At 32.4% G+C, this 13335-nt stretch carries 14 protein-coding genes; 7 read left to right on the forward strand and 7 right to left on the reverse strand.

Annotated features, from left to right (window positions below):
• Window positions 1-131: 131 nt before the first annotated feature.
• The 4 genes from ACNFIH_RS16410 to murB form a co-directional block, all read right to left on the reverse strand.
• On the reverse strand, window positions 132-683 hold the full coding sequence (locus ACNFIH_RS16410; protein ID WP_426483943.1) for an RNA polymerase sigma factor: 552 nt from the start codon (window positions 681-683) through the stop codon (window positions 132-134).
• On the reverse strand, window positions 674-1780 hold the full coding sequence (locus tag ACNFIH_RS16415) for a glycosyltransferase (protein ID WP_426483944.1): 1107 nt from the start codon (window positions 1778-1780) through the stop codon (window positions 674-676). The genes ACNFIH_RS16410 and ACNFIH_RS16415 overlap by 10 nt, the downstream gene beginning before the upstream one ends.
• Before the next feature lie 83 nt (window positions 1781-1863).
• A complete protein-coding gene (locus ACNFIH_RS16420) occupies window positions 1864-2478 on the reverse strand; it encodes an FMN-binding negative transcriptional regulator (protein WP_035650127.1) in 615 nt (204 codons plus the stop codon).
• A gap of 65 nt (window positions 2479-2543) precedes the next feature.
• A complete protein-coding gene (gene murB / locus ACNFIH_RS16425; protein ID WP_426483945.1) occupies window positions 2544-3557 on the reverse strand; it encodes a UDP-N-acetylmuramate dehydrogenase in 1014 nt (337 codons plus the stop codon).
• Between the two features lie 133 nt (window positions 3558-3690).
• Here murB and ACNFIH_RS16430 point away from each other — a divergent pair, with 133 nt between their 5' ends.
• Window positions 3691-4428, forward strand: a complete 738-nt coding sequence (locus ACNFIH_RS16430) for a hypothetical protein (RefSeq protein WP_426483946.1) — start codon at window positions 3691-3693, stop codon at window positions 4426-4428.
• A gap of 2 nt (window positions 4429-4430) precedes the next feature.
• Here the strand turns inward: ACNFIH_RS16430 and ACNFIH_RS16435 are convergent, their stop codons facing one another.
• The 3 genes from ACNFIH_RS16435 to recF all read right to left on the reverse strand — a co-directional run bounded on the left by ACNFIH_RS16435 (window position 4431) and on the right by recF (window position 7465).
• On the reverse strand, window positions 4431-5483 hold the full coding sequence (locus tag ACNFIH_RS16435) for a glycosyltransferase (protein ID WP_426483947.1): 1053 nt from the start codon (window positions 5481-5483) through the stop codon (window positions 4431-4433).
• 102 nt (window positions 5484-5585) lie between these two features.
• On the reverse strand, window positions 5586-6263 hold the full coding sequence (locus tag ACNFIH_RS16440; RefSeq protein WP_426483948.1) for a DUF2461 domain-containing protein: 678 nt from the start codon (window positions 6261-6263) through the stop codon (window positions 5586-5588).
• Between the two features lie 122 nt (window positions 6264-6385).
• Window positions 6386-7465: a DNA replication/repair protein RecF gene (gene recF / locus ACNFIH_RS16445; RefSeq protein ID WP_426483949.1), complete on the reverse strand. Its 1080-nt coding sequence runs from the start codon at window positions 7463-7465 to the stop codon at window positions 6386-6388.
• 241 nt (window positions 7466-7706) lie between these two features.
• On the opposite strand from recF, the gene ACNFIH_RS16450 reads away from it, so the two are divergent.
• From ACNFIH_RS16450 to ACNFIH_RS16475, 6 genes are all read left to right on the forward strand, one after another.
• Window positions 7707-8486: a tetratricopeptide repeat protein gene (locus tag ACNFIH_RS16450; protein ID WP_035650114.1), complete on the forward strand. Its 780-nt coding sequence runs from the start codon at window positions 7707-7709 to the stop codon at window positions 8484-8486.
• Window positions 8487-8582: 96 nt separating this feature from the next.
• On the forward strand, window positions 8583-9155 hold the full coding sequence (gene ribH / locus ACNFIH_RS16455; RefSeq protein WP_426483950.1) for a 6,7-dimethyl-8-ribityllumazine synthase: 573 nt from the start codon (window positions 8583-8585) through the stop codon (window positions 9153-9155).
• A complete protein-coding gene (locus tag ACNFIH_RS16460; RefSeq protein WP_426483951.1) occupies window positions 9156-9533 on the forward strand; it encodes a hypothetical protein in 378 nt (125 codons plus the stop codon). It abuts the gene before it with no gap.
• A 210-nt stretch (window positions 9534-9743) separates the two neighbouring features.
• Window positions 9744-11675 (forward strand): DNA mismatch repair endonuclease MutL, encoded by a 1932-nt coding sequence (gene mutL / locus ACNFIH_RS16465; RefSeq protein ID WP_426483952.1) that lies wholly within the window; start codon window positions 9744-9746, stop codon window positions 11673-11675.
• Window positions 11672-12421, forward strand: coding sequence for a rhomboid family intramembrane serine protease (locus ACNFIH_RS16470; protein WP_426483953.1), 750 nt, complete (start codon window positions 11672-11674; stop codon window positions 12419-12421). The genes mutL and ACNFIH_RS16470 overlap by 4 nt, the downstream gene beginning before the upstream one ends.
• 46 nt (window positions 12422-12467) lie before the next feature.
• Window positions 12468-13331 carry a rhomboid family intramembrane serine protease gene (locus ACNFIH_RS16475; protein ID WP_426483954.1) on the forward strand — a complete coding sequence of 288 codons (864 nt, stop codon included), beginning with the start codon at window positions 12468-12470 and terminating at the stop codon, window positions 13329-13331.
• Window positions 13332-13335 lie beyond the last annotated feature (4 nt).

Consider the following 13335-nt stretch of genomic DNA (forward strand, 5'->3'; position numbering starts at 1 on the left):
ACTTTAAATCATACGCGAATAGGGTTTGGGCTTTAGCAAACAACGTAGGAGTTGTTGTTTTAGTATGTTAGATAATAATTTTTTTAAGAAAAAGTATGACAATACTTTAATCTTTTCTTAAAGATAATAAATTATCTGTTACGTTCAATGATTTCTGCTAATAATTTTTTGGCACGAAGAAGTTTGACTTTTACGTTGCTTAAAGGCTCATCAATTTTAGAAGCGATCTCCTGATAGGACATTTCCTGAAAATAACGAAGTTGAATAACTTCCTGATAGTGGGGTTTTAATTCTTTGATGCATAAAAGCAAACGAGAGAGATTTTGCTCTTTAATTAATGCATCTTCTGCAGAAGGAGTAGGATCGGCAATGTTGTATGCCTGCTGGTCTTCGCTATCTGTGATTTCGATAAAAAGATTGGTTTTCTTTTTACGCAATAAATCGATATAAACATTTTTTGCGATACTGATCAGCCAGGTATTGAATTTAAATTCGGAGTTATATGTGGCGATCTTGTCGAAAGCTTTTGAGAAAGTTTCAATAGTAATATCTTCGGCAATTGTTTCGTTTTCGGTGCGTTTTAGCATGAAGCTGTAAACTTCATTCCAATAAAAATCTAATAAAAAAGTAAAGGCGATCTGATCGCCTTTTTTTGCTTTTTCTATTTTAGAATTTATTTCCAATGTACCGGTTTTGAAAAGATATTAGTTATAAAGATATTAATTTGTGTCAATATAAGCATCATCTCTACAACAGGAAACCAAATTTTCAAGTCTTTTTCTTTTAGTTTTCCAGCTGAAAATCCCATTACGGTCCACGCAACAGTATAACGAGTCGCTAAAATTGCCAACACTGCAATCCATTGAAATTGGAAAGACAATAAAAGGATAACCAAAATAAAGAAAAATAATTGTGAGGTATAAAAAATACCCAATTGCATTTTGTCAAAAAACTTGTAATGTTCTGCAGTCGAAACGTGTCTTCTTTTTTGATTGAACCACTCTTTATAAGACTCTTTCGGTTTTGAGTATGTAAAACTTTCCGGACTATAAGAAATTGTTGTGTTTGATTTGTTTGCAGCCTGATTTATGAATAAATCATCATCACCAGAACGCACCTGAATGTGATCAATAAAACCGTTTACATTAAAAAATTCCTCTTTTTTGTAGGCAAGATTTCGCCCAACTCCCATATAAGGAACGCCTATTTTTGCCCATGAAAAATATTGTACGGCAGTTAAAATGGTTTCAAAACGAATTACTTTGTTTAATATTGAACGATTTGTTTTTTCATAACCTCCATAGCCAAGAACAATAGTTTTGTTCATTGTAAAATGTGAAGTCATTGAGGTGATCCAGTTTTTAGAAGTTGGATAACAATCGGCATCAGTAAATAAAAGGTATTCTTTTTTTGAGGCTTTGATTCCTAAAGTCAGCGCATATTTTTTATTTCCCCAGAAAGCTTCGTTGTTTTCAACTTTCACTAAACGAATATTTGAATACTGTTTTTCAAATTCTTCAAAAACCTCTAAAGTTTCATCTCTTGAAGCGTCATCAATTAACACAATTTCAAAATCAGGATAATCTTGTTCGGCTAAAAGCGGTATAAATTTCTTGACATTTTCTTCTTCATTTTTGGCACAGACAATTACGGAAACTGGAAGTTTTTTGGGTGTAATTTCTTGTTGTTTAGCGAAAGCAAACTTTCCAAATACTCCTAAGTAATAAAAAAGTTGTACGACAACGATACCAATAAAAAAGTAAAATAAAATTGTAAGCATCTGATTTTAATATCTTTTAATTTCTGAATCTTGCGAGTGCAAATGTACTTATGAATTCCTAATTTTCAATGTCCAAAACCAATTTACTTTCGGCATTTTGACATTTCTTTTGCAACAGCAATAGCCTGAGGGTTTTCGGTTTTTTCTAATTCCGAAATTATGTTTTTATAATTAAAATCATCACGGTTTTGAGACAATTTTTTAGTTGCTTGAATTTCACTGATTTCGATTTCAAAACCGAAGATTCCTCTTGCTTCACGCATTGTTTTTTCTGATAAATTTTCAACACGAACAGGATTTTCTGAATTTGCTTCGTACTTATCAACCAATTTTTTTAATTGTTCAACCGAAGTTTCATAATCTACAATCTTGATTTTTCCATAAACATGTACGGCTATATAGTTCCATGTTGGTACATTTTCATGGTCGTACCAAGAAGAAGAAATATAACTATGCGGACCTGTAAAAACGGCTAAAACCTGATCGTTTTCCTTAAAACCTTCAGCTTGCGGATTCAATTTTGAAATATGTCCTTGCAAAATTTCTTTTCCGTCGGCATTAATTTCAAGTTCTATTGGAATATGAGTTGCGCATAATTTTCCATTAGTTTGATTGATTAGGATTCCAAAACTGTTTTCTTTTAAAAAAGTTCTGATTTCTTCAGGATTTTCGTTTTTGTATAAATCTGGAGTGTACATTTTTTTCTTTTTTAGGTTCAAAGGCTCAAAGAAACAAAGGTTCAAAGGTTTGAAAACCTTAATTTTTAGATCACATTGACTTCGGCTTCAATATGAATTCCGAATTTTTCAAAAACTGTTTTTTGAACTTCTTTTGAAACGGCTAAAATTTCCTGCCCCGTTGCATTTCCATAATTCACTAAAACCAAAGCTTGATTTTTATGAACTCCGGCATCACCAAAACGTTTTCCTTTAAAACCAGCCTGTTCAATCAGCCATCCTGCCGGAACTTTTAATTCAGTATCTGAAACTTCATAATATTTCATTTCAGGGAATTTTTGATGGATTTTCTCGAAATCAGATTTCAATAAAATCGGATTTTTGAAGAAGCTTCCGCTATTTCCTAATTCTTTCGGATCAGGCAATTTGCTTTGTCTAATAGCGATTACAGCATTGCTGACATCTTTTAATGTTGGCTCTGAAATATTGTTTTTCGCTAATTCGGCCAAAATATCTCCATAAGAAGTATTGATTTTATGATTGCGTTTAGTCAGTTTAAAAATAACCGAAGTAATAATATATTGGTCTTTTACTTCATGTTTGAAAATACTTTCGCGGTAACCAAAATTACATTCGGCATTTGTGAATGTTTTCATTTGTTGTGTTACAATATTCATCGCTTCGCAAGAAATAAAAGTATCTTTAATTTCGGTTCCGTATGCGCCAATATTCTGCACCGGAGTTGTACCAACATTTCCAGGAATCAGCGACATGTTTTCTAATCCGCCAAAATTATTGTCGATTGTCCAAAGAACGAAATCGTGCCAAACTTCGCCAGCCTGACTTTCAACCCAAACAAAATCGTCATCTTCTTTTGTGATTTTTTTTCCTTTTAAATCAATGTGAATAACCAATGCATCAATGTCTTTGGTTAAAAGCATATTGCTTCCGCCACCGAGAATAAATTTTTTCTCGTTTTTGTTTTCTTCTAAAATTGTTTTTAATTCATCAATAGAATGAACGGCAACGAATTGTTTTGCGCTGGCTTCAATACCAAAAGTGTTGTGTTTTTTTAAAGAAAAATTGGATTGGATTTCCATATATAAAAGGCTTTTTAATCTGAGTCAAAAGTAAGGATTATAATTTATTTGAAACGGGTTTTAAATAAATATCAAGCCTCGAAAAACAAATTGATTTCTTTTGTAAGTTTGAAAGAATTATAATGTTATAATTATGAAAGAATTTTTTCTTAAGAATAAAGTTTTACTCTTTTTGAGTTTCTTTTTATCAATTTCTTCTTTCGCGCAAATTAATATTGTCGGTGAATGGAATACGAAAGATGTAATTGGATATACAGATGTTGCAGGATATTCTTTGATTAAATCTAAATCGGAACAGAATAATTATGGTCGCCGTTTAATGTTCAAATTAGATGGCACATTTTTATGTGATGAGCCAATTGAATGTCCTAATGGTTGCTCTGTTTTTACTTCAGGTACTTATGCAATTGTTGATCAGGATCACGTGCATATAATTGTAGAAGATGTGCATTTTTCTGGATTAATGTGCGGAATGAAAAAAATAAATAAAAAAGACATAATTAGAGATTTAGGTGTTTTTTATGTTTATAAAGAAGGAGAAGATGTTATTCGATTAATTCCGAGTAACGGAGTTTTACAGGAAGATAAAGATAAAATTCTTTACAATCAACTGACCTATAATTTTTACAAAGAATGGAAAAAGTATGATTACTCATGGCAAAATACTAATGGAAGCAATCAGCAAGAAATTATAAAAGATTGCGTCGATTCTAAAAAACAGATTGATTTATCGAATTGCAAAGTTGTTTTTTCTGCAAAAAAGGATTTAGAGGAGTTTTTAATTTTGAAAGATGAAAAAGAATTTCATTATGTAGTTTATGATTCTTATCGTAAAAAAGTTTCTTTAGCTTATCCTAGGAATAAAGGTTAAGGTTATTTCATCGTTTGTGAATTCAATAACTGATGATATTTCTCCGAAATAACTTTCATATTAATATCATAATTCGCATTTTCCTCAACAAATTTTCTATTTCGAATAATACTCTCATTTCGTAATTCAGCATTTTCAAACGACCAAATCAATTCTTCTGCCAGCATTTCGATATTATCAATTTCAATTAATTGTCCATTATCACGATGCGTAATCCAACTTTGATTTCCAGGAATATCAGAAACTACCGGATAACAATTACAAGCCATTGCTTCAAATAAAGATGCCGAAACGCCTTCTGTAATTGGCATGCTAATGTAAATATTGGATTGCTGTAATAATTTAGGAAGTTCTGTATTTGGAATTCTTCCTGTAAAAATTACTTTGTTTTCGATTTGAAGTTCTTTGGCTAAATCTTTTAAAAATTGTAATCTGGTTCCGTCGCCAACAATCGTTAATGAAAAATCAATTCCTTTTTGATTTAAAATTCCAAAGGCTTTTAAAATAGAATCGTGTCGATATTCAGGTTGAAGCGAACGCGTTACAATCGCTTCAATCTTATTTGAATTATTGGTTAAAGGAGTAAAAAGTGCTAAGTCAATTCCTTTTGGAAGAACTAAAACTTTGTTCATGTCAACGCCAGTTGCTTTCATGTGAATTGCCATAACAGGTCCCCACGCATGAATTAAATGTGCTTTTTTGAAAGCATATTTCTGAATGAATTTTTTAAAAGGATATAATTTAGATTCTTCCGGCCATAAATCAGTCCGGCCTTGTTGTGCGATTGCGATAGTTTTAGATCCGGATAAAGCAGCAAGAAAACCGTAACTAGTAGTTCTTTCTGCGATAACCATATCTGGTTTTTCTTTTTTGATGATTTTCCGAATAGAATTCGGAGCGAAGAAATACTCTAGAATACGTTTGAATCTCTGATTGTTTGAAGTTTGAAGCTCCCAAGTGATAATTTCAAAATCACCAAATTCTTTCAGGCCTTTCATCCAAGTTATGGCGTCGGCGCGGTAAGATTCTCCAAGAAAAAGTATTTTTCTTTTCATTCATTTATTGTTTTTTGCCACAGATTAAAAAGATTAAATGGATTTTGTTGCTGCAAAGAAAAAATAATCTGTGAGAATCTGTAAAATCTGTGGCAAATAAAATTAAAATTCTTCAGTGTCTAAAGCGCGGTTGATGAATTCGTTCAAAGGTTTTAAAGCAATTAGTTTTTTGCTGATTTTTGAAACAAAATCTTTCTGAGTCACTTCAGAAATATCATATTTTTGAGTTGCAGTGAAACTTTTTAATTTTAAAAACTCAATTGCCGGATGGTCTTTTTCGTAACCACGCGGCATGCTTTTAAGCGAATTATTTTCGTTGAAATCTAAATTTCCGAATTCTTTTTTGAAGTCTTTTTCGTTTAAAATTTCCTGTAAATCATCATAGAAAAAGGCAATTTCTTTGCGGACCTTCTTTAAATCTTCTGATTCAGGAGAATAAAATCCGCCGGCGATAAAACTGGCACCTTTTTCGATATGAACATAATATCCTGCTCGGTTTAAACCTCGAATTCCGCTCGACATCCAAACGCCTAAATGTGCTTTATATGGAGATTTATCTTTAGAAAAACGAATATCGCGATTGATTCTGAAAGTACAGTTTTTGACTTCCAATAATTCTAATGACGGATCAAGTGGTTTCATCGCATCAAGAAAATCACTTACTAATTGATGATAATCTTTTTTGAAAACTTCGTATCGCTTTTTGTTTTCCTGAAACCATTCTCGATTGTTGTTCTTTTTTAAATCGTCTAAAAATTGCAATGATTCTTTCGCTAGCATATTCCTTAATATTATTGCAGTTGTTTTTAAGTTTTTTATTCAGGCTAATTTAATAATTTCTATTTTGGGATTGATTATGAAAACTGATACAAATTATATCAATTTTTAATCATCAGATAAAATCACAAATTGAATATTTTATAACTCTGGTGTGTCGATTTTACAATCGTTTCAGTTCGTTCAGGATGAGTGTCAGAAATGAAAAGTTGACCAAAAGTTTCGCTGTTTACCATTTCGACAATTTTGGCAACGCGAGTTTCATCCAATTTGTCAAAAATATCATCAAATAAAAGGATTGGTTTTACGCCACTTTGTTTTTTCAAAAATTCAAATTGAGCCAGTTTTAAGGCAATCAGAAATGATTTTTGTTGACCTTGCGATCCGAATTTTTTTATTGGATGCGAATCAATTTCAAAAGACAAATCATCTTTATGAATTCCGACTGTTGTGTAATGAAGCGCCCGGTCTTTGTTGATGTTTTCCTGTAAAAGCGTCAATAAGTCTTTTTCGAATAAATGACTTTCATAAACCAATTGAACACTTTCTTCAGATCCTGTTATAGCTTGATGATGTGTATTAAATATAGGTATAAACTGCTCGAGAAATTCTTTTCGTTTTTCAAAAATCGATTTTCCATATTCTTGCAGTTGTTCATTATATATAGATAAGGTGTCATTGTCGAAAGTATGATTGAGTGCAAAATATTTCAAAAGCGCATTTCGCTGCGTAATTACTTTTTGGTAATTTATTAATTCATGCAAATAAGTAGAGTCGAGTTGCGAAATTACGCTGTCCATAAATTTACGGCGTGTTTCGCTTCCTTCAACAATCAAATCGCGATCAGCAGGCGAAATAATCACAAGCGGAATAAATCCAATGTGATCGGAGAATTTGTCGTACGCTTTTCCGTTTCTTTTTAAAACCTTTTTTTGTCCTTTTTTTAAACTACAGACAATTTGCTCCGTTCTGTCATTTTTGTCTATTTCGGCATCAATTACAAAAAACTCTTCACCATGTTTGATATTTTGAACCGCAAGCGGATTAAAATAGCTTTTTCCGTATGCTAAATGATAAATCGCATCGAGTACATTGGTTTTTCCAATGCCATTTTTTCCCACGAAACAGTTGATTTTGATGTCGAAATCAAAACTTGCTTCAGAAAAGTTTTTATAATTGAATAATGAGATCTTGTTTAAATGCATTTTTCAGGGACTCCATTTGTAAATTTACCGTTTTTGGACGGTGAAAATTTGAGGGTGCAAATTACCGAAAATTATCGATATAATTGGCTTTACGGCAGTCTTGAACCGATTTATTTTACCGCTTCTGCGAAAGTGCAAGTGAATAAGAAAATTATTTTTTTTAAAATAGTGATAAAATTGATTTTTTTTGCCTCAGTTTCAAGAAAAATTTTATTTTTGCCGTTCACTAAATTATTTTTAAATGGCAACTTACAATAAAAGAGGATATAAGACACCAAAAGAGAAGGAAGTTAAAGAAGTTACTGAAGAACAACAGGTAGTTATTGACGAAAAAGACAGCGCAACTGCTGGTGTTTTTTCTAAATTAGATGAGACTGCTTCAAGAACTGAGGATTGGGTGGCTAAAAATCAAAAAATCATTATTGGTTTAGTTGCTGGTATTGCGGTGGCTACTATTGGTTATTTGGCTTACCAAAAATTTGTTGAAACTCCTAAGCAAGACGAGGCTGCTAACGAAATGTTCGTTGCACAACAAAACTTTGATAAAGCTGTAAACGGTGTTGCAAGTGATTCATTGTACAAATTGGCATTAAACGGTTCAGAAGGTAAATTTGGATTTGTTAAAATTGCTGACGAATATTCTGGAACAGATGCTGGAAACTTAGCAAACTACTATGCTGGTATGGCTTATTTGAATACTGGTAAATTTGATGATGCTATCAAATATTTAGGAGAATTTAAATCTGAAGATGCTATTTTAGGTGCTTTGGCAACTGGAGCTATCGGTGATGCTTACTCTCAAAAAAACAATCAAAAAGAAGCTTTAAGCTATTATGTTAAAGCGGCTGGTGTTAATAAAAATGATTTTACTACACCTCGTTTCTTGCTAAAAGCGGCTAAAACGGCTATCGCTTTAGGTCAGAAAGAAGATGCTTTAAAATATTTAAACGATATCAAAGATAATTTTGATGCAACTCCAGAAGCTGCTTCTGTTGATGTATTAATTGGATTAGCACAATAATTTAATTTTTAGAGTTCAGATTTAGTTTTTAGATTTGTATTTTTACAATCTAAAATCAAATTCCGAAGTATCGGAATTAAATCTTAAATATTAAAAATGGCTACCGAAAATAAAAATTTATCAGAATACGATAAAAACACAATCCCAAATGCGAAAGACTTTCGATTTGGGATTGTTGTTTCTGAGTGGAACGACACTATAACCGAAGGACTTTACAATGGTGCATTTGATGCGCTTGTTGATTGTGATGTTCCGTTAAATCAAATTATTCGCTGGAATGTTCCAGGAAGTTTTGAGCTTATTTATGGCGCTAAAAAAATGCTTCAGACTCAAAATGTTGATGCAGTAATTGTAATTGGATGTGTAATCCAGGGAGAAACAAAACATTTTGATTTTGTATGTGAAGGCGTAACACAAGGAATTAAAGATTTGAATGTTCAAACGGATATTCCGGTTATTTTCTGTGTTTTGACAGATAATACAATGCAGCAGTCAATTGACAGAAGTGGAGGAATTCACGGAAACAAAGGAACTGAAGCAGCAATAGCGGCAATCAAAATGGCATATATTCGTCAGCAGGCTTCAATGTCACATCCTTTTAATCAGCCATTATTGTCTTCGGGTGCACTTCAAATTGAAGATAAACCTAGAAAAATCGAGAACGAATAAATGGATGAGTTTTTCTGTAAAACAAGAGTGTTTTGGGCAATTTCTAGAATCCTATTAACTATTTTTATTTTTTGGAGTTCTTTTAATATGTTGGAACGTTATCCTGATTCTTCAGATTCTCCAATAAGTATGTTTATTTGGGTTTATGCAGTTTGTATAGCAATTGTTGCTATTAATGAATTTAGAGAAGAAGATTCTAATAGATTTTTTCTTTTTTTAGTTGGTTTAAGCTCATTTGCATTTGCTCTTTTTCTTGTTTATATGACTCTTGGTCGCTTAAAACCCGGATATGGAATATTGCTGTTTACAACTTTTGTCTGGCTGGTTTTAGTAGGATTGAAAGATATACTGGGAAATCACTTTTATATTACAGAATAAAACACAATTGTTTTAAAAATACTAAAACCTATACTGTGTAAAAATAGTATAGGTTTTTTGTTTTTTTTATGACTGCGACTATTCCAAATCACAATCAAAATTCATTAAATTTGTACACCTTGGTTTTTTGAAACCAAAGAGAACTAACATTATCAATCTAAGATTTTTAGTAAATAAAGTCGAAGAGAAACCTTTAACCCAAATTTTTTAATGTCGAGTATTATTCAATTGCTTCCAGATCACGTTGCTAACCAAATTGCTGCTGGAGAAGTGGTTCAAAGACCAGCTTCAGTTGTAAAAGAACTGTTAGAAAATGCCGTTGATGCGAAGGCAACTGATATTAAATTGATTATAAAAGATGCCGGCAAATCGTTAGTTCAGGTTATTGATAACGGAGTTGGAATGACGGTTACAGATGCGCGTTTGTGTTTTGCTCGCCATGCGACTTCAAAAATTCGTCAGGCTGAAGATTTATTTTCACTTGGTACAAAAGGTTTTCGTGGAGAAGCATTGGCTTCTATTGCAGCGATTGCGCACATGGAAATGAAAACCAAACAAGATCAGGATGAACTTGGAACGCATATTGTAATTGAAGGGAGTAAATTTGTTTCGCAGGAAGTAGCAGTTTTGCCAAAAGGAACGTCATTTGCGGTTAAAAACCTTTTCTTTAATATTCCCGCCCGACGTAATTTCTTAAAGTCTGATACGGTTGAGTTTCGTCATGTTATGGATGAATTTCAGCGTGTAGCTTTGGCGCACCCAAATATTCATTTTAGTTTTTATCATAATGGAAGCGAATTGTATAATCTTCCGTCATCAGGATATCGTCAGAGAATTGTTGGAATTATGTCTGGTAAAACCAATGAAAAATTAGTTCCTGTAAATGAAGACACCGAAATCATAAATATCCAGGGATTTGTCTGTAAACCAGAATTTGCTAAAAAAAGCAGGGGAGAACAGTTCTTTTTTGTAAATGATCGTTTTATAAAAAGTGGTTATTTGCATCATGCTGTTATGGCAGCTTATGACGGTTTGTTGAAAGATGGTTCACAGCCAAGTTATTTTTTATATCTGCAGGTTCCGCCAAATACAATCGATATTAATATTCATCCAACTAAAACAGAAATTAAGTTTGATGATGAACAAGCTTTATATGCTATTTTAAGAGCGTCTATTAAACATAGTTTGGGGCAGTTCAATGTAGCGCCGGTTTTGGATTTTGAAAGAGATTCAAATTTAGATACACCATATCATTACAAAGATTTAGAAGCTGAAACGCCAACTATTCAAGTAGATGGAACTTTTAATCCGTTTACTGATGATAAAACCAATCAGCATTATGCAAAAGGGAGTTCAGGATCTGGCTATAGTTCGGGTTCATCTTCTTCATCAGGCTCTTCTTATTCCGGATCATCGTATTCTGGTTATTCAAAAAGAGTTGAACCAACAGCGAGCTGGGAAAGTTTATATGTTGGTTTAGACTTAGAAAATCCGGAAACGATTGAAAGTTCTCCGTTTACATTTGAAAATGAAGAAGTGACTTCTTCTTTATTTAATGATGATGAAGTAGAGCAGGCAAGTCAGAAAACCTATCAAATTCATAAAAAATATATTGTTTCGCCAATAAAATCAGGAATGATTATTGTGGATCAGCAGCGTGCACATCAGCGTATTTTATACGAGCAATTTTTGTTGAATATGACTGTCAATCAGGCTTCAAGTCAGCAATTGCTTTTTCCGTTAGATTTGTTTTATTCTACTGTAGAAATGAAATTGATTGAGGAATTAAAGCCTTCGCTGGAAACCACAGGATTTATTTTTGAAGATGCCAAAACGGATCATATTGTTATTTCAGGAATTCCTGTAAATATTACTGAAAGTGAAGTTTCAATAGTTATCGATCAGTTGTTAAGTGATTTGCAGGACGGAATTCCGGCAAATAGTTACAGTCAGAATGATACAATTGCCAAATCGATGGCGAAAAGTTTAGCGGTTAAAACCGGATCATATTTAACCGAAAAAGAACAGGATAATTTAGTAAATGGGTTATTTGCCTGTAAAGATCCAAATATTTCACCTTTTCAAAAACCTACCTTCATCACCATGCGTGTAGAAGATATAGATAAAAAGTTTGCCTTATGATGAATATCACTCCAGTTGTCAAACAACTGCTTATAATTAATATTATCTTTTTTATTGGTTCTCAGTTGGTGCCAGTATCATATGATTATCTGATTATGTATTTTCCTGAAAATCCAGATTTTAAAATCTGGCAGATAATTACGCATATGTTTATGCATGCAAATCTGTTGCATATCGCATTCAATATGTTTGCATTATATTCATTTGGATCTATGCTGGAGCATTTTTGGGGCGGTAAAAAATTCTTGTTTTTTTACATTTCATGTGGTTTAGGTGCTGCTTTGTTGAATTTTGCAGTAAATTATTATTCTTTTCAGGAAAGTTTAAATATTTTGATTGCGAACGGATATTCAAAATCTTATGTTTTACAGCTTTTGAGTGAAAATCAAATAGCAGTTAAATGGAAAGAAATATTGACAGTTACTCAATTTGAAAATTTTACAACAGCATATGGAAGTGCAGTTCTAGGTGCTTCAGGGGCTATTTATGGTTTACTGACAGCTTTTGCATTTATGTTTCCAAATGCAGAATTGGCTTTAATGTTCATCCCAATTCCAATTAAGGCTAAATATTTTGTGCCAGGACTTTTATTAGTTGATTTATTTTTAGGTTTAAAAGGAAGTTCTCTTTTTGGAAGCGGCGGAACTGGAATTGCACATTTTGCACATCTTGGAGGTGCTGTTGCCGGTTTCTTAATGATGTTGTACTGGAAAAAAAATCAGTTTAATAACAATCGTTGGAATTAATTTTTAACTTTAATTTATTAACTTTAAAAAACGAAACGGAGACTTTATGAATATTCTTGACGATTTAAAACTGCAATACAGATTGGGAGGCATCGCAATGCGTGTCATTTATTGGAATATTGCTTGTTTTCTTGTTTCCTTGATTTTTTTCTATCAGTTTTCAATTGGTCAGTTTGATTTTCCGAATTGGCTGGCATTATCTTCAGACCCTCAGGTTTTCATGTTTAAGCCATGGACATTTTTAACCTATGCATTTTTTCATTTTGGATTCATGCATTTGTTGTTTAATATGTTGGTTTTGAACTTTGCAAGTAATTTGTTTTTGACCTTTTTTTCTCAAAAGCAATATTTAGGGCTGTATATTTTAGGAGCTATATTTTCAGGAATTGTATTTGCTTTAAGTTATTATTTTTTAGGAAATTCAGCTTCAATTGTTGGAGCCTCGGCGGCAATTATGGCAATTTTGGTTGCAGCAACAACATATCGCCCTTTAATGGGTGTTCGACTGCTTATATTTGGTAATGTTAAGCTTTGGCATATTACTGGCGTTATTTTGCTTTTAGATTTAATGCAGTTTCGTTTAGAGAATATGGGTGGCCATATTTCGCATTTAGCTGGAGCTTTTTTTGGATTTATATTTATAAAATTGCTTCAAAATGGTACTGATTTGAGTATCATTGTTTCTAAAGTTTTAGACTTTTTTGCTAATCTTTTTAGAAAATCCCCAACGACCCCATTTACAAAAGTTCATAAAAATTACAAAAAACCTACGGAAAAAACTTCGTCAAGAATTGTTACGAAAGACAAAACGCAGCAACAAATTGATGAAATTTTAGATAAGATTAGCCAATCTGGTTATGACTGTCTAACAAAAGAAGAAAAAGAGTTTCTATTTAGAGCTGGAAAATAATCCT

The organism is Flavobacterium sp. 2 (assembly GCF_049949195.1).
Taxonomy (GTDB): domain Bacteria; phylum Bacteroidota; class Bacteroidia; order Flavobacteriales; family Flavobacteriaceae; genus Flavobacterium.

Excerpts from the sequence above, each read along its gene's own strand:
- ACNFIH_RS16415 (WP_426483944.1), bottom strand. The coding sequence starts at position 1,780 with ATGCTTACAATTTTATTTTACTTTTTTATTGGTATCGTTGTCGTACAA.
- ACNFIH_RS16420 (WP_035650127.1), bottom strand. The coding sequence starts at position 2,478 with ATGTACACTCCAGATTTATACAAAAACGAAAATCCTGAAGAAATCAGA.
- murB (WP_426483945.1), bottom strand. The coding sequence starts at position 3,557 with ATGGAAATCCAATCCAATTTTTCTTTAAAAAAACACAACACTTTTGGT.
- ACNFIH_RS16430 (WP_426483946.1), top strand. The coding sequence starts at position 3,691 with ATGAAAGAATTTTTTCTTAAGAATAAAGTTTTACTCTTTTTGAGTTTC.
- ACNFIH_RS16435 (WP_426483947.1), bottom strand. The coding sequence starts at position 5,483 with ATGAAAAGAAAAATACTTTTTCTTGGAGAATCTTACCGCGCCGACGCC.
- ACNFIH_RS16440 (WP_426483948.1), bottom strand. The coding sequence starts at position 6,263 with ATGCTAGCGAAAGAATCATTGCAATTTTTAGACGATTTAAAAAAGAAC.
- recF (WP_426483949.1), bottom strand. The coding sequence starts at position 7,465 with ATGCATTTAAACAAGATCTCATTATTCAATTATAAAAACTTTTCTGAA.
- ACNFIH_RS16450 (WP_035650114.1), top strand. The coding sequence starts at position 7,707 with ATGGCAACTTACAATAAAAGAGGATATAAGACACCAAAAGAGAAGGAA.
- ribH (WP_426483950.1), top strand. The coding sequence starts at position 8,583 with ATGGCTACCGAAAATAAAAATTTATCAGAATACGATAAAAACACAATC.
- ACNFIH_RS16460 (WP_426483951.1), top strand. The coding sequence starts at position 9,156 with ATGGATGAGTTTTTCTGTAAAACAAGAGTGTTTTGGGCAATTTCTAGA.
- mutL (WP_426483952.1), top strand. The coding sequence starts at position 9,744 with ATGTCGAGTATTATTCAATTGCTTCCAGATCACGTTGCTAACCAAATT.
- ACNFIH_RS16470 (WP_426483953.1), top strand. The coding sequence starts at position 11,672 with ATGATGAATATCACTCCAGTTGTCAAACAACTGCTTATAATTAATATT.
- ACNFIH_RS16475 (WP_426483954.1), top strand. The coding sequence starts at position 12,468 with ATGAATATTCTTGACGATTTAAAACTGCAATACAGATTGGGAGGCATC.